Annotated in this window: 9 protein-coding genes and 3 pseudogenes; 9 read left to right on the forward strand and 3 right to left on the reverse strand. The window is 38.2% G+C overall.

Annotated elements, in window-relative coordinates; translation table 11 throughout:
* Window positions 1-46 precede the first annotated feature (46 nt).
* Window positions 47-3,064 carry an ATP-binding protein gene (locus IEY48_RS09290; RefSeq protein ID WP_188919559.1) on the forward strand — a complete coding sequence of 1,006 codons (3,018 nt, stop codon included), beginning with the start codon at window positions 47-49 and terminating at the stop codon, window positions 3,062-3,064.
* Window positions 3,064-5,073, forward strand: coding sequence for a response regulator receiver domain (locus IEY48_RS09295; RefSeq protein ID WP_188919560.1), 2,010 nt, complete (start codon window positions 3,064-3,066; stop codon window positions 5,071-5,073). The genes IEY48_RS09290 and IEY48_RS09295 overlap by 1 nt, the downstream gene beginning before the upstream one ends.
* Here IEY48_RS09295 and IEY48_RS09300 read toward each other — a convergent pair.
* A complete protein-coding gene (locus tag IEY48_RS09300) occupies window positions 5,062-6,360 on the reverse strand; it encodes a restriction endonuclease (protein WP_188919570.1) in 1,299 nt (432 codons plus the stop codon). The genes IEY48_RS09295 and IEY48_RS09300 overlap by 12 nt on opposite strands.
* Before the next feature lie 102 nt (window positions 6,361-6,462).
* Here IEY48_RS09300 and IEY48_RS09305 point away from each other — a divergent pair, with 102 nt between their 5' ends.
* The gene (locus tag IEY48_RS09305; RefSeq protein ID WP_188919562.1) at window positions 6,463-6,804 is read left to right on the forward strand and encodes a hypothetical protein; all 342 of its coding nucleotides are present in this window, start codon (window positions 6,463-6,465) and stop codon (window positions 6,802-6,804) included.
* 8 nt (window positions 6,805-6,812) lie between these two features.
* On the opposite strand, the pseudogene IEY48_RS09310 reads toward IEY48_RS09305, so the two are convergent.
* Window positions 6,813-7,920 (reverse strand): annotated as a pseudogene (locus IEY48_RS09310) (Fic family protein).
* A 450-nt stretch (window positions 7,921-8,370) separates the two neighbouring features.
* Between IEY48_RS09310 and IEY48_RS09315 the strand changes: the two are divergent.
* The 6 genes and pseudogenes from IEY48_RS09315 to IEY48_RS09340 form a co-directional block, all read left to right on the forward strand.
* A complete protein-coding gene (locus IEY48_RS09315) occupies window positions 8,371-9,684 on the forward strand; it encodes an ATP-binding protein (protein WP_188919564.1) in 1,314 nt (437 codons plus the stop codon).
* 441 nt (window positions 9,685-10,125) lie between these two features.
* On the forward strand, window positions 10,126-11,244 hold the full coding sequence (locus tag IEY48_RS09320) for a tyrosine-type recombinase/integrase (RefSeq protein ID WP_188919566.1): 1,119 nt from the start codon (window positions 10,126-10,128) through the stop codon (window positions 11,242-11,244).
* Complete coding sequence (locus IEY48_RS09325) at window positions 11,234-13,264, forward strand: site-specific integrase (protein WP_170293544.1); 2,031 nt, start codon at window positions 11,234-11,236, stop codon at window positions 13,262-13,264. Before IEY48_RS09320 ends, IEY48_RS09325 begins: the two co-directional genes overlap by 11 nt.
* 4 nt (window positions 13,265-13,268) lie before the next feature.
* Window positions 13,269-15,071, forward strand: a complete 1,803-nt coding sequence (locus tag IEY48_RS09330) for a tyrosine-type recombinase/integrase (RefSeq protein WP_160054394.1) — start codon at window positions 13,269-13,271, stop codon at window positions 15,069-15,071.
* A complete protein-coding gene (locus IEY48_RS09335) occupies window positions 15,064-15,519 on the forward strand; it encodes a hypothetical protein (protein ID WP_160054393.1) in 456 nt (151 codons plus the stop codon). Before IEY48_RS09330 ends, IEY48_RS09335 begins: the two co-directional genes overlap by 8 nt.
* A 100-nt stretch (window positions 15,520-15,619) precedes the next feature.
* A pseudogene (locus IEY48_RS09340) lies at window positions 15,620-16,062 on the forward strand (transposase); the annotation flags it as partial.
* Here the strand turns inward: IEY48_RS09340 and IEY48_RS09345 are convergent.
* Window positions 16,054-16,205: pseudogene (locus IEY48_RS09345) on the reverse strand (IS110 family transposase); the annotation flags it as partial. The pseudogenes IEY48_RS09340 and IEY48_RS09345 overlap by 9 nt on opposite strands.
* Between the last annotated feature and the right edge of the window lie 398 nt (window positions 16,206-16,603).

Consider the following 16,603-nt stretch of genomic DNA (forward strand, 5'->3'; position numbering starts at 1 on the left):
AAGTGCATAGAATAGGTTTCATTATTTTCCAATGTAACCATTTGATATGAGCAATGAATCGTCAAGAAAATCAGTTTCGTTTAAGGCTCAGGCTCGAACTATCGATCACCTCGGTAAAGGCCAAATAGCTGATGCGCCCACTGCAGTCAGCGAGCTTTGGAAAAACTCTTACGATGCTTATGCTCGAGATGTAGCCCTCCATTTATTCGATGATGATATAAAATGTGGCGCCATTATTGATAATGGCTGCGGTATGACTTTTGAGCAGCTCAGCAATAGTTGGTTAACAGTTGGAACTGCTTCAAAAACTAAGAAAAGTCTCCTACCTGAAGAAGACCGTTTTAACTTAAAAGACAGATACACTCAAGGTGAGAAAGGGATTGGCCGTCTTTCAACTGCTTTTTTAGCGCCCGTTACCCTTATCGTAACTAAAAAGAAAAATACACAATACTCGGCTGCACTAATTGATTGGCGCTTATTTGAAAATACCTACCTCGCGTTACATGATATTAAAGTACCGATGCAGCAGTTCGATAGTCTCGATGAATTGCCCGATTTATGCACTGGGCTGCAACAAGCAATGCTGCACAATCTCGCCCTCGAACCACAAACTGAAGATGAAAAAATGCTCCGCCATATGTGGCAGCGCTTTAGCGAAGACGAGCAAGAGGCTTTCGATTTAAGGCATAATCCCCAAGATGACGAAGAATTTATATCGACTGAACAAAAAGTTAGACTGTTGAGTGAATACTTTATATTTAAATCAAGTCACTCGGATAGTTGGGTTCCCCTTTTAAATAAAGTGGCAGAATTAGATGGTGCAGAGCACGGCACAGCCCTCTTCCTATTAGACCTTAATCGCGATTTAGCTTTGATTACTAACAGAGGCGATATAAGTCGCGAAGCTAATGAGTATCAAGCTATCCAGCAAGATTTAGTAGATACTCTGCGCGCATTTGTCGACCCATTTAATCGAGCATCGGATGAGAACAACGAATTCCATTATGAGATAATGGCCTTTGATAGCTCTGGGTACCCTTTTGGTGAGAAGACACCAATTCTCCATTATCAAGATGTATTCAGCCAATCTGAATTTGAAACTCTAGAACATAAAGTGGTTGGGCAAGTCGATGATAAAGGCTGGTTTAGAGGTCATGTGACAGCTTTTGGAAAGGAATACTCGAATGTAGTAATTCCCTGCAGAACGCCAGGTATGGACGCGTTAACAAAAACAGGTGCTTTTGACTTTAAATTAGGCACGTTTGAGCTAGAGTTGGCCAAATCGACCCACGAACCAGAACATCATTCACATCTGCAAGCGCAAGCCAAAAAATTCGCTGGTTTTATGGTCTTTCGCGATGGTTTACGTGTTCTTCCTTACGGACGTTCAGATAATGATTTTTTTCAGATTGAAGAAAATCGAGGCAAACATGCGGGTCGTTATTATTGGGCTGCTCGTCGTTTATTTGGTCAGATTTTGTTAGATCAAAAAAGTAATCAGCTTTTAAAAGACAAAGCGGGACGTGAAGGCTTCGTAAAAAATCAAGCTGCCAGAGAGCTAAAATCGTTGGTAACAACGCTACTAATAAAGTTGGCTGACTCGTACTTCGGAGGTAATTCAGAAGAGCGTAAAATCATGCTTGAGCAGTTAACTAAGGATAGGCAGAAGCAGCTCAAAGCTCGCAACTCATCTGCAAGGCTATCCAAAAAGGCTTTTACAAGCGCAATGATGGCCAAGCTGCCTAAGCTTAGTCTCCATGTTGAGTCCGCACGAAGTGTTCATAAAGAGCTAGAAGAAGGGGTTGCGATATCGCTTCATCATTTAGATGAGCTGGTTAAAGGTATCGATAAGTTAGAAGCGCTAAGACCTGATCTAAAAGTACCCAATAAGCCCGCTAAAATGGATGAGTTTCTCGAAGAACAGTACCGTAGCTATCGTGATTTATTTGGCGAACTCAGTGAGCTTTTACAAACTTGCCGCGAGCGCTTAAATAAACTAGAAACGCTAAGCCAACAACGCTCACCAATGGAAAGTGCGCAGAACAAATATAACGCTATTGATTCAGCACTGACTAAACAGGTAAATCGATATGCCAATGATATCGATAAAACCCTCGAGCGTTTAGTTATTGCTTGGAAAAAAGCTGCCCGGACAGATAAAGAAACATTTGAACAACAAGCCTTGCCATTACTCGATTCAGTGACCAATGCCAGTGATACAACTCAAGTTCTTAATTCATTAGATAAAATTTTTCGCGATTTAGCCGATGATATTGCCACCAAGTATGAAGGCTTTCTACAAGCGCTTGATAAATTAGAGCAAGGTGTAGATCTTGAATCAGCTTTTACATTGGCTGAAGACGAGCGCGTAAAAGCAGAACAAGAAATCACTCAAATGCGGAGCTTAGCTCAGCTTGGTATCAGTTTTGAAATTCTAGCCCATGAACTGAGCGCACAAGATAAAGCCGTAACTCGCTCGCTCAATTCATTGAGTAGCAGCGTTAAAGCAGAGCTTGGTTTTAAAAATGCAATGAAAGCGCATAAACAGTTTACCGAGTATCTTAGATTTTTATCTCCACTCAAGCTTTCCGGTTATCAGACCCGCGATGACATTACAGGGCAAGATATAGTCAAAAATGTGAAGCTGTTCTTTCAAGATCAGTTTGAACAACAGGACATTAACCTTGAATTTAGTGATGCCTTCATGCGTATGAATGTCGTTGATGTAAAGTCACGGATTATCCCGGTGTTTATCAATTTGCTGAACAACGCGCTGTATTGGGTGGCTTTAGCCGAACAAGAGCGTGAGATTAAGGTTGGTATCATTAATGATTTGGTCGTAATTGCTAATAATGGCCCAGCAATTGACCCTGACGATATTGGCAATCTATTCCAATTGTTTTATAGCCGCAGGCCAACAGGCAACGGTGTAGGTCTGTATCTTTCTAAACAAAACCTTGCGATAGCTCGCCACAATATCTGGTATGCCCAAAAACCAGAAGAAAAGCTAATCCAAGATGGTGCCAATTTTGTAATTCAATTTCGCGGAATGGAAGTAAGATAATGCCACAAGCCTACAGAGCTCAAATAACAAAAACATTTCGTGATGATGCTATTAGATCTGTGTTGTTGATTGATGATGAATATCACCCTTATACCGACTTAGCTCAAAAGCAGCAGGAACTTATTCAAGAGATTCAGAAGATTGCACCTAAGCTAACAGAGGGAGAGCAACCACCTGAAATACCGGAGAATGCTGAGACGGCAAAACAAGCATTAATAGAAGCATATGCTAAGGTAAATCTTCTGCGCGAGTCCGCTAATTCTATTACCGACAGCTTTAAGCGTACTCTGGTTGCTGCTGAGTTTGGCCGATTTTTTCACCAAGCTAAGTGTATTTGTGATGTTGAAAAACAAACGACACAATTGGACCCGGAAAAGGTGCGAAAAAGTGATTTGATTATTTTAGATTATTGTTTAACGGGTAATGACTCTACTAAATCACTTCAATTACTCAGAGACTTAAGTTCTAGTAAACATCTAAACTTGGTTGTTATCTATACTAATAAACCTCTAAATAATGTTTGGCTTGAGATAGCATCAACATTGAGATCTCCTAAGTTGACCTCCCCACAAGACTATTTTATTGATGATAAACAATCATTAGATTTATGGGAAAGTGCCGAAGACTTATACAAAGAAAGTTGGTCACCTTTATCCCGCGCTCAACAAGTACGTTACATTCTTGATGAAGAAGTAGAAGTAATAAAAGAGGTTCGAGCTCAATTTTGGGAAGATGTTCAAGACCAACAAGATTTCGACGACGCAATCCACAATGAACCAACGTCTGCTGTTATTAGTTATTTGTGTGAGCTTGATATTAGTAAAAAAAATCTTTTGGCAGATGGTGGAGTAAAGTCACATATACATGGCAAGGATAATATTTGGATTCAATGTGGTGAGGTTTTTATAGCCTTATGTGAAAAGAAAGGTAACTCACCAGAAGAAATCGCTCAACAACCACAAGCCGTATGGGACAAGCTAGAAGAAGCACTTCATAGCTGGTATCCAAGCTTTTATCGAGTGGTTTTATCTGAGCTTCAGAACCGAATTGAAGACTCAAATTTTTCTATGTCTAAAATTGTTGGTAAGCCCGAGCATGAGCAGATAGCATTGCTATGGTCAATATTGAAAGAAGATCCTGAAAAAAAACTAAGTGTATCTGAGAGTTTGCTGCATCACTTACTTCAAGATATATCAGATGAGTTGCTCCATCGAGATAATAAAGCGGTCCCTAATTTGATTGAAACGCTAGCTAATTCTGTTGTTGAGAATGCCCCCATTTTTGTTCCGTTTAAAAAATCGAATTCTCAGCCTCACAATGAATTTGTACAAAGATCTTTAGAAGTATCAAAATCCAATTTTAGAACCAATCGGGAAGAGTTTGATAAAAACTTTTATATGAGTGTCGCCCATGCTCATAATAAACTGCTATCAACAAAGCGCTCTTTACCTGAGTACATCACTACAGGATCTATATTAAAATCTGTAAAAAAAGGTAAAACTAGTTGGTACATCTGTGTCTCGCCAAGTTGTGATACAGTTCCAAATCAATTAACTGATGATGTTGCAAGATTGCTATCACCTCATCGACTTTTAAGTTTTATAAAGCTAACCCAAGAAGATTTAAGTCAAGCCTTAGGGGTTGCGACTCAATCCTCTCATGTTTTTGTTACAGATATAAAAGAAGGTAGGGTCGCTTTGAGGGTGATTAATCAGGTTACAAAGCAACCAGATTTAATACAGCTTATTGTAAAAAACCATAATACCAATCCTTTGACGTCAGAAGGTATGACAGTAACCTCCATAACTTCCAGTCAAAAGAAAAATGATAATGGAAAACTCAAAGAAAACGACATGATATTGTGGCCTGTTGCACAATTGAAGTCAGCATATACGGCAAGGTTTCAGGCAATAAAGAGCCATCATGAAGGTCGAATTGGTGTCGATTATATTCCGGCTTTTTTTAGCGAAATGCCCCCTGCTGCTGAACCTCCAGTTTTAGATATTTAACACTTCTTCAGCTTGCCTTTGCTTTAATCGCGATGGATACACTGTATCCATCGCGATTAAAAATTCATGAACATTCGAATACAGGTCACTTTCATACACCATTTTAGCGACTTCTTCGGCAACTCTGAGACCATGGATCAATATGATGGGGTATTTATCTTCAATCACTTCTCGTTGAACTGAATCAGAAAAATAGCTGGTTGTTACATATACGCCGAGCCAACCTCGCTTTAATCTGGCAACGGTGCGTGCGATATGATTTCCGCCAGTTGGAACATTTAATGACTCACATTTGGCTTGGCCTAATACAATCAATTCAACCTTAGAAAAGCCGCTACCTAGCGTGACCTTACCGATAAAATCTGCGCCGCCGTCACTCGAGCCTTGGGTCACCCAACCTTTTTGATAAACACCTAAATCTCTATCGATAACACGTTCAGCAACCACCTCAGCTAGAGCCTCAAAACTGTGTTTTTTCTCAGCATAGAAGGAATAAATTTCGTTTAGTATTTTATCGGCTTCGCTACCAGATATAGGCTTCTGATTTGCAGCCTTTTCAAGGCGTAATTTTGAAACTCGTCGGCGTAGTTTATTGAGTGAATTACTTCCCTCTTTAAGCCATCGTCGCCAACTCTTAGGTGCGGCTTGATTAGTAATATCTAAAGAGAATGCTTTTTTTCGGCGGCTATTGATCCAATCCCATTCAAATTTTTCATGCTCTGATGCAATACAAAAAACTGTAAAATCAAATGCGTAATTTGTAAATGTACGCCCCAGTTTGTTATCCCACTGAGTCACCAGTTCAACACTATTGATTACCCCCAGCCCTTGAAACTGAGGATAGCCTTTAGCAACACCATTTATTACAACTCGCCTAAAAAACAAAATTGGCGGTGTTAATGAACGCTCTAAAGGGCAATGTGAATGGGCTAAGCGAAATGCTTCAAGTAATGCCTTATTACCTGGCGCTGTGGCAGGATCTTTACCCGGTTCCTTGTTATCACCAAAATAACGAATATGACCGTTATCAACATCGTAGAAATCTTCCCACGGTGTTTCTGATGAACCTTTCTTGTTTGGGCTGCTTGAAATAAGTATTGCTGGACGAACTAACTCGCCAGAGTCAGTTTTAATTTTTGCTGACGCATTAATACCTTTCTCTAGTTGAAGGTTCTTAGCATCTAGCGACTGCGTAAGAAAATGAAAGTTTAGGTATCCATCTTCAATCATATTTTCAGCAGTCACTGGTTTTTTATATCTGAGTACATCACCAATCTGAATTTCCATATTCACCAACAGACAACAATGCTTTATGAGTTTTCATATTACAGAGACACAGCAACAACACAATGTTATTGTTATATTTTATGTATTCATTTTAGGTAAAACATGGACAAGATTGAAGCGCTAGACTTTGCAAATAAACATTTTAATAGTGTCTTTAATTCGTCAAACACTCACTTTGCCAATGTGAACAAAGCAAAACCCGTTTGGTGGATAGAAATACCAATCAATAAGATAAAATCGCCTAACTTGCCTTATATTCATTTACTCCTAAAAAGTGATCGAGCCTTAAATTGGTTAAAAGTAGATAGACAGTACTTTGTTGATAACCTGGCAGGATTTAAGGTTCGAGAAAATAAAGATGTCATTTGCTTAGAAATTAACTCGAATACTTTTCAAAACATGGTTGGCCCTAACAGGGCTTCATTCAAGCAGTTTTTAATCTAACATTTTACTCACAACACCAACACATACCTTGTACTTCTGCCACCCGCGCCTGTCTTGACCAAACACTGTTGATCCACAAGTTGAGCCAAATGTCGGGTGGCGGTGGCGCGGCTGACTTTAGCGACTTTTTGATATTGGCTACTGCTTATCCCATCATTAAAGTCACCATCGAGTAACCTATTCAGCACTTTCACTTGTTCTGTGGTTAACGCTGGAGTGAGTAAGTGTTGATCAACTCGACACCAAAACTGGGTTTTAGCAGTCGTTTGCTCAATGATATTGAGCGTGTGTTGAATAGCGTCATTTAAGGTGTCTAAAAACCACAGCAACCACGGTGTGATATCTAAGCCACCTTGCTGGGTAGACTCTAATATTGAGTGATAGGCTTTGCGTCGTTCAAGAATACTAACTGACATTGTGTAAAAATGAATCGAGAGATGCTCAGCTTGCGCGAGTGCTAAGTCGGTGAGTAAACGCGTTATACGTCCGTTTCCATCATCAAGCGGGTGCAAGGTGACGAACCATAAATGGGCGATGCCTGCACGCACCAGCGGGTCGACGTTAGGTTGATTTCTCGATTGATTAAACCACTCAATAAACTGCGTTAAATTAAAATCTATCGTATTGCGTGGAGGCGCTTCAAAATGAACAGTAGGTTTGTCTAAACGGCCCGATACCACTTGCATAGGCTAGTTTCCACTTAACTTACCGCCAACAACAGGATTAAACCGCGTTTGGTTTTCTGGAAACAACATTGCATACCAATCTAGAATCCGCATTAAGCTCAGCGGTTGTTGCCAGTTTTGTAGCGCATCTAAGGTAATATCTGCTAAACCATCAGTTTGCGTCGTGGTGGGATAAGGTTTTTCTTCACTCACGCCAAGCTTATTCGCCAGAGAGGAACGGACAAAAAATGTGTTAAGCTTTTCACCTTCAATAGCGCTTGAATGAACAATATTGGCCAGCATGGTATCGAGTGTCAATTGACTAGCGGATTCAGAATCCTATTTTACCCAGCAGCAAACCTTGGTTAAATTGAATTTGCCTCAATAATGCACTTATACGAGTATTATCCCATACAAACTCTGGCCATTGCTGTTGCTGCCAAATCCACATAATGACCTCTATTTAACTGACTAAAATATTTTTTGATGCGAACACTAAGCTATTCTACTCATCAAATGAGGCGAATAAGTGTATTAATTGCCTCATAACAGTACTAGTCACCTCAATAACACGTTAAACAGCCATTTCAGTATAATCATTTACCGACTCAACAACCCCGAAGCGATAGCAAATTAATGACATCTAAGCTGACTGATTTATCTGTATCACCACAAACTGGGCTAAATGTCGGGTGACGATAGCCGCGGCTGACTTTAGCGATTTTTGATAAAGTCGACGACTTATTACGTCACTTACAGCCTCGCCCCAGCAACCAAAACACACTTTTATGCGCGTAAAAGTGTAGTCAACACGCACTTTTACGCGCACAAAAGTGTAACTTGCACGTGATTTTATGTTTATAATGATCACTAACATTGATTACCGCCGGTTAGAGGCTTTATGAAACGTACTTTACTCAATTCATTAATGACATGGAAAAACCAACCGGAGCGTAAGCCATTACTGATTGATGGTGCTCGCCAAACGGGTAAAACGTTTCTCCTGCAAATACTGTTTGGTAAAACATTCGCCAATACGCTTCGTATCGACTTTCTAGAAAATCCTGCTTTTAAAGAGGCATTCGAAAACTCACTCGCACCTGACGAGCTAATAACAAACATTGAACTGATCACCGGCCAGAGCTTTAATCCAGAAACAGACTTACTTATTCTTGACGAAATCGGCGAGTGTGAGCGTGCTGTTACATCACTCAAATATTTCGCCGAAAAAGCCCCGACTTACTTTGTCGCGGCAAGTGGATCAAACATTGGTTTATTAAATACCTTCCCTGTAGGCAAAGTTGAACAGTACTATTTACGTCCTTTAACGTTCAAAGAGTTTATTTATGCCTCAGAAGAAACTGCGCTAATTAAGGCATTTGACACCCAAGCAAGTTCGACGACCGCACACAACATACTGATGGACAAACTCACTGATTATTTCTTTACTGGTGGTATGCCAGAGGCCGTGGCGACTTGGTATCAATATAAAGATGCCAGCATATTAGAACGTGTTGCAAAGGTATCGAAAATACATGCAGACCTGATAGAAGGTTACCGACGAGATTTTGGTAAATACGCAGGTAAAGTTGATGCGACCTTAATTGAATCCGTGTTTAGTAGCATCCCTGCACAACTCTCTATCGTGATGGATGAGTCGGTTAAGCGCTTTAAATTCAAAAACGTCCACCAACGTAAATCACGTTATAGCGATTTTGAAAACGCGATTCACTGGTTACTCCGTTGTCGCTTGGCGCTAGCTAACTATCCGATTGAAGGGGCGCCTAAATCACCACTTGCCGCTTACAAAAAAGACAATATGATTAAGTTATTCATGTTCGATATAGGGCTACTCAGCCATATACTTGGCAGTAGCTATAAAGAAATAAAACAGCAAAGTTATGAGTACAAAGGGTATATTGCCGAAAATTTTGTTCAGCAAGAACTGACTGCTATGGGTGTTGACCCTAGCTACTCTTGGAATGATGCACGAGCAGAAATAGAGTTTATTGTGACTAATGATGCAGGCGCCATTTTCCCTATCGAAGTTAAAAGTGGTAAACGTACGCGCGCTAAATCTCTTATGTCATATATCGAAAAATGCGATCCAAGCAAAACATTCAAGCTTACCGGAACACAAGGATCTTCAGCTCTAGAGAAAGAACATATCGTCATGCCGTTATATTACACTCAGTATTTACCGACAAAATGGTAGCGTTAGGTTACTACTCATAGATTGTGTAACCCGTAATTTATATGTTTGATTAATAAATAAGTTTACCTTTCAATAACCCAATGCGACTGTAATAAATGACACCCAAACTGACTAAAGTATCGACATCACCACAAGCCGCTATGCCTAAATCTACACTGGCAAATGAACAGGTTAATAAAGTGTTTATTATTGGCTTGCCGCGTTAGTAGTACCTACACTTGATGTACATATACGTTTAAATTTTACAATTCCTTACTCCATCTAACTTGTAGTAATGACCATATAAAAACTACATTTATTTAACTTATAAAGATTTCTATGCTATACAATTGAGGTGAATTAAGTAACACAATGGTAAATTAGCTACTATATCTAATTCAGTTAAAATCAGTATGTCTTTGGCTAGTCTACTGATACACATGGTAAAAAAGAGATTATAAAATGAATATTGTGTACTGTAATTTCACAACGTCAAAACGTTCAAAATTGGCAAGATTGAAGGGTGACATTCCACAGATGTTCAATAATGACACTTCACCATGTGTCGAAGTAAATCAGTATCTGAGACAATTAGCTTTAAAAAATAAGCCCAAGAGCTTACAAACAAACGCTGAGCATCTTAAAGAATTTCTGCTTTGGGCTAATTCATCATTGAATAACATTGGTTCAATAACAGACGATACATTCGACTTTTACATTGATGCATTATGTGAATACACAAAAAATAATGGAGAAAGACTTTCTTGGAATACAATTAATTCTAGAGTAGCTGGTGCTTACCGCTATCTTATTTGGTCATATGAAAAGGGGTTGTCCCCTTACCTTAATCCACAGGAAATACAAAGTTTAAAACTATCTTTGAGTCAGCGATATCAATCTAAAGGGCATCACTCTCAAGCTGTTTCAGAACCTATTAAGTTCATGCTATTAGAGGATGCTTTAAGATTTGTCTCTTCAGTCGGAAAGATCTCAGGAAAAAGAAATGCGCTAGTGAAAAAAAGAAATGTATTGTTGACATCATTTATGCTCCAGACAGGATTAAGAATATCTGAAGCCTGTAACTTTCCTCTTCGTGATCTACCAGAAGTGAATAGTCGAGGAAAATTTACGCCAGCTAGAGTTATTGGAAAAGGCGGAAAGGCAAGAGTGATATTAATACCTAATGATTTACTTTACCAAATTTGGGAGTATGTAGACATAGACAGAGAGAAAAAAATCGATGCTATTGCACACATAGATCCGAAAGATTGCCTTACATTATTTATCACCATAGATGGACAACCATTGAGCATTAACTGGGTTCAAAAACTATTTAGAAAAACCAGTAAGCACATTGGAGTTAAAGCTCACCCGCATCTTTTAAGACACACTTTTGGGACATATCATTATTTACTTAACCACGATCTAACTGGTCTTAGTAAACTACTTGGCCATGCAAGTGAAGAAACAACTAGAACATACTACGTGCATATAGCCACCTTAATAGCTTATTCTGGCTCATATAATGCTTTTCAACGTCAAATTGATATAGTGACAGAGGATTCTATTAGTGACAATTAAGTACGTACAAATTACTAAAATCACTGCTGATGAAGCTCGAGCATATCGTGATTTAAAATTTACCATAAAGTGCAAAAACACTGGTCACCCACATACCTATAATCTTAACAATAAGTGCGAATTGGGCTCTAAAAAAATTATCAGCCTTTTTTCATGGGCTATGTACAAAAATAGACACTCTCAAGGGCATTTCACACGCATATCTGTTATAGAGAAATTTCAAAAGTTCCTCCAATTTGCCTCCTTGCATGATATTACATCTCCTTCGGATCTCGATGGCACGGTCCTCATAAATTTTTGCCTTTGGCTAAAGAACGAATCCGGCCTAAAATACTCTACAGCAGGAAGTCTGTTTCGTTCTATAAGCAGTATTTTTAAACAATGGCAAAAGCATAAATCGATTTCTCCAACATTTATAATTCCGGAAAATATGTTCCCCAAAAGTAGTGGGTTATCTTCAAGTAATGAAGGATACGATATGGAAGAAATAAGGGAAATATCAACAGCTGTACAACAATCACTAGTTATCACATCGAAGCGTCTTGAATCAACATATAAACCACAATGGCTAGGAAAGGAACCTCCTATTACTGATGTTGCACCCGTTATCACAAATAAAAAAAAGCGTTCCGTATGGGCAAGCAAAGATTATTGTATTTGGTTTTGGGTAAATGAACTGCACTGTGAAAAATTAAATATCGAAAGTCTCTATAAAATACCTAGAGGTCAATCTTTTTTGAAAGGGATATCTAATGGAACAACTTATTACGCCAAAGCACTAAAAAAATTCTATAAAAGTGTCAGTGATACTGACTATTACATAAATAATTTTGCAGGAAAACCGTCTCCAATTAAGTATAATTCACCTTGGCAAAAGACAGATTACCTGGTTTGGTACTGGGAAAATATTATGCAATGTCAGGTTTTAAGTGATGCCGATACCCTTAAAAAGTACCCATTGTTTTATCATGGTTTCAGACACCGACAACCAGGTTGGTTAACCGCATTCTATAATGAGAACAACCTTAAGCTTTGGGTCTCTGCATCAGATTTAGTCCCTTATTACCTAATGTTACTTATTCGAACTGGATTAAATCCAAGCACTATCTCTAGACTTACATTAGACTGCCTTGAAGTAGACCCTCTGGATTCTAATAGAATGTTTATTCGGTGGGAGAAGTACCGTTCCAACAAAAAGGATAAAACAATCCCATTAATAAAAGGAAGTGATAGTTGGCCGATTAGAATAATTCAACGAGTAATAAAAATCACTGAATCGTATAGACCTAAAGGACAACAAGCGTTATGGATTAGTAATGCTAGCTCTGATCAAGTTCCCAGAGTAATAACAGTAAAAAGATTTCAGCAAGCTATTTACGATTTTGGAGTGCAGCTTAACCTAAAACGCCCCAGTGATAGCAAGCCCATTACGTTACAAGCAAGTTTATTTCGACCTACAATGGCTTGGCAAGAATACCTTCGTACAGAGGATTTAACATACTTACAAGCACTCTTAGCGCATACTAGGTTAAAAACTACATCAGATTACTTGAGAAAGCTTAACGACCCCATATTTAAGGCTCGAAGAGGACTCCATCTAGAAGCTATGTTACTTGGATTGGAAGGAGATAATGATGACCCATTCTCTCGATTACCAGCTGAAATCGATAAACCTCAAGAGAATCTATTAAATCATTGTAAAGATCCTTTAAACTCGCCTCAAAAGAATCAATCTGTAGGAGTATATTGTAGCTCAGCGACAGAGACTTGTCTTGGTTGTCAAAATCTTGTTATTACACAGCTTGATATAAAAAAATATTTCAGTTATTTAAACTATTACCAAACCCTTTTAGCATTAGGTGAAATTAAACAAGATGAATTTAATTTAGCTACTCAGGAGAAACAGTATATGTGGGATACATATATACTCCCTAAATATGATAAATCTATTGTTGAAATGATTCGCAACGATGCAATCCACAACCCTGTTCCTGAATGGTCGATTAAAAATATAGGTTAAGCCCATGATAAACATATCGAATCAAGAGAGAAATGCAGCACCAGAGATAAAAAATAAGCAGATTTCAAAACACTCTAAATATTCTGATAATAAGTGGGACTTTAGTTACGAGAACCCAAAATTAAAAAAATGTGATGTGACATTTAATTTTGAAAAGTTAGTATTTAACGATGGAACAAACGTATGTAGTCAACATAATGAACAATATCTTGCTGTTGCAAAGGATTTTATAGAGCAATTAATCTTTAACCCCCTCCCCTCCAACCCCAAAACATCAACATTGACAAAATTACTCACTCATGGGTTAAAACGTATACTTTCATATATGTATGATAATAAAATTTTAAAATTATCAGATATTACTGAATTTGATGCCTCATGTATTCAAAGTGAAATTCTGAATGAAACTCATAAAAATGGCCTTGAAATAACAAACAGAACTTTATTGAGTCGAGTTCGTGGGTTTGGCCATTTACAAAAGCAATCTCACAAGATGAGAGACGGTTTGACGGTTCACTTGCTAGAAGGTATGTCTGAATCTGAATGGGCTAGAATTAATGCAAATAAGGTAATTGGTCGACAAGAAAGAACTACATCTGAAATGCCTGATTCTGTAGCCAAAAAACTCTATCATGCTGCTATCAGAGATATTGAAACTTACAAAATATTACATGAAGTGAACCTAGCAAGAGAAAAATTTATATCTATTAGAAAATACAAAAAGAAATACAGAGATGACGGTACCGCATACTACGAACCCATTGTTAAAAAAACATTTCCATATTCCGATTTCGGGTTTACAAACCATCATGAAATAAATTCTTTTCAAAACAGATTGATGTCAGCTGGTTACATTCTCATTGCATTGTTTACCGGCATGAGAATCCATGAGATTTTGCGTATCAGGAATGAACACAATTTCAAATCTGAAACTTTGAACCACAATGGATACGAACAGGTTATTAGTTTTGTTATTTCACAAACAACGAAACTAGAAGCAGAACCGACAAAGTATAAATGGCAAACATTGCCTTTTATTAAACAAATAATGGATAAATTAAAACTAGGCTTGAGTAACCGTTACACCTCAAATAAGGACTATTTATTTGTTCAAAAGGCTAATCGAAGTCCATATCAAGTATCGAATATGAGTATGAATACTATGTTACGTCAATACCTCAATCACAATAACATTACATATAATAATGAAGTCTGGTACATAGCAAGCCACCAGTTTAGGAAAAAATTCGCTAGAATTATGACTCGACAAGGCTTGGGAATCAAAGCCATCCAAGATCAACTCAAACACTATGACCCCGAAATGACTAAAATATACGGTGACCCAAACATTTATATTGAGTTACAACAAGAAAAATTTATACTTTCTGAAGAACTATATGCAGAACTTTATTCGAATCAAATACCTATAATTGGTGGCGGTGCCGATGAGGTAAAGCAACTTAGAAAAGAGTTTAAAGGAATGACTAAGGCTGAACGTGAAATTTTTCTGCAAAGTCTTCCTAATAAAGCTCTTATTGAGCAAACGGATGATGGTCTATGTATGTATAGACCACAAAAGGCTCTTTGTGGTGGTGATAAAACGGCTTGCAGGCCCGCTGATTGTAATAATTCAGTAATATCAGCGGATGGTATGCGCAGAACCCTATTGTGGCGTAAACGTGAAAATGAGAGATTGTTAACTTTTTTTAAATCAAGTTTGCCTAAGACATCCTATTTAAACTCTAGGAACATTGAAATTAACAAGCTGATTGAACAGCTAGATAAAGCTGAGGTCATTAATGTCTAAATCTTTGTCACGTGGTAATCACAACGGCCTACTTAAGAACAGAGAAGAAACAAAACATAATAATACTAAAGCTTTATGGCAACAGGTAGAGCTACTGCATAAAGCTAAGCCTGAGGTTACATGGACGTATAAGGAAATATGGAGTGGTGCCGGTCTAAAAAGTAATATGGCGCTAAATAGCCCTTGGAATGCGCACATTCGAGAAGCCATTGAGACACATAATAAACTGATTAAAGAGGGGTATAGCCATAATAAATTTCTCGAAACGAATAAGCACAGATCTTTAAGAGATGACAATAGGTACTTACGAAATCAACTAAAGGATATGACAAGGCAGCGTGACAAAGCTTTACAAAGTATTGCTTTCTATCAAGCAGAAAGGGATGACCTCGAGCAAGAGGTTAAAATATTAAAGTTAAAAGTTGATAGATTAATGATGAGCAGATAATCATGCTTCACACAATTTTTTGAAATCGTTCTTTCGGCTTGAATCAAGAAGTAAACTTATAAAAACTAGCAGGCAAGAAGCAGTTTTGACCGCAAATTGGATGCCAAACGCCGTTAGAAAGCTCCTTGAAAGTGGCTTATCATTAAGTCAATTCGCAAAGCGAGAAAGTATCAACTTATCGACTTTGTATTCTTGGCAAAATAAGTATTTAAAAGCAGGTGCGGGTTTGGCAGGTAGTAATCGTTCTGATGATTGGTCACCAGAGCAAAAGTTTTCAGTTGTTTTAGAAACGGCAGCATTGAGCGAAATTGAATTAAGTCAGTATTGCCGTGAAAAAGGGCTTTATCCTGAACAAGTTAAAGCATCATTGGTACTGAAAAAAAAGTTAAATGCCTACTGGGGGGAAGACGAGGACAGTTAACCTCACTCACAGATAGGCAGCATTACGCATCCTTGATTGATGAAGCTGTTACCTCAGGCGCAAGAAAAGAGAGGGCCTGTGAAGAAATTGGCTTATCCATACGAACGTTACAGCGGTTCCAAAATGAGCAGTAAGTCATCTTTACGGGCACCTATTTTTTTATGGCCTACAACTTCCCCTTTAGAGTCAATGATACAGACGAAAGTAAACGTGCATGTAAATCAATACCACAGTAGTATGGATGTGAGTTATTATAAAATTTCATTGAGCTTTCTCCTGTTGTTTAGTCACCTTAAGCATACTACTGATGCGGCTTGCTAGGGAGAGGGCTCATAAGTATCAAATTGCTGGACTAGGAAAATTACTCGCATGCGCTCCTACTTTTCCGGTGAGCAAAGCGTTATACACCTAATTCGTAACTGAGAGTCTGAATGTATCAAATTGATTTAATGACAATACCTGTTTATAGAATTAAACGTGAAATATATTACGAACAGAGAAGTATATTTACTGAAAATAGGATCTTTGGTGGTTCGGATCCCCCTGTGTCAGGATAGTTGTCGCCTCAATTAATTTACAAATAAACAGGGCGCGGTAAGTTAAAGCAAGTGAATTATCAAAGGCATTCAGTTCAATTTAAAGAAGCGATATTAAACAAGCTTA

Origin of the sequence: Shewanella saliphila (genome assembly GCF_014648295.1) — a bacterium.
Classification (GTDB): domain Bacteria; phylum Pseudomonadota; class Gammaproteobacteria; order Enterobacterales; family Shewanellaceae; genus Shewanella; species Shewanella saliphila.

Coding starts and splice junctions, on each gene's coding strand:
- IEY48_RS09300 (WP_188919570.1), bottom strand. CDS start 6,360: ATGGAAATTCAGATTGGTGATGTACTCAGATATAAAAAACCAGTGACT.
- IEY48_RS09295 (WP_188919560.1), top strand. CDS start 3,064: ATGCCACAAGCCTACAGAGCTCAAATAACAAAAACATTTCGTGATGAT.
- IEY48_RS09330 (WP_160054394.1), top strand. CDS start 13,269: ATGATAAACATATCGAATCAAGAGAGAAATGCAGCACCAGAGATAAAA.
- IEY48_RS09290 (WP_188919559.1), top strand. CDS start 47: ATGAGCAATGAATCGTCAAGAAAATCAGTTTCGTTTAAGGCTCAGGCT.
- IEY48_RS09335 (WP_160054393.1), top strand. CDS start 15,064: ATGTCTAAATCTTTGTCACGTGGTAATCACAACGGCCTACTTAAGAAC.
- IEY48_RS09315 (WP_188919564.1), top strand. CDS start 8,371: ATGAAACGTACTTTACTCAATTCATTAATGACATGGAAAAACCAACCG.
- IEY48_RS09320 (WP_188919566.1), top strand. CDS start 10,126: ATGAATATTGTGTACTGTAATTTCACAACGTCAAAACGTTCAAAATTG.
- IEY48_RS09305 (WP_188919562.1), top strand. CDS start 6,463: ATGGACAAGATTGAAGCGCTAGACTTTGCAAATAAACATTTTAATAGT.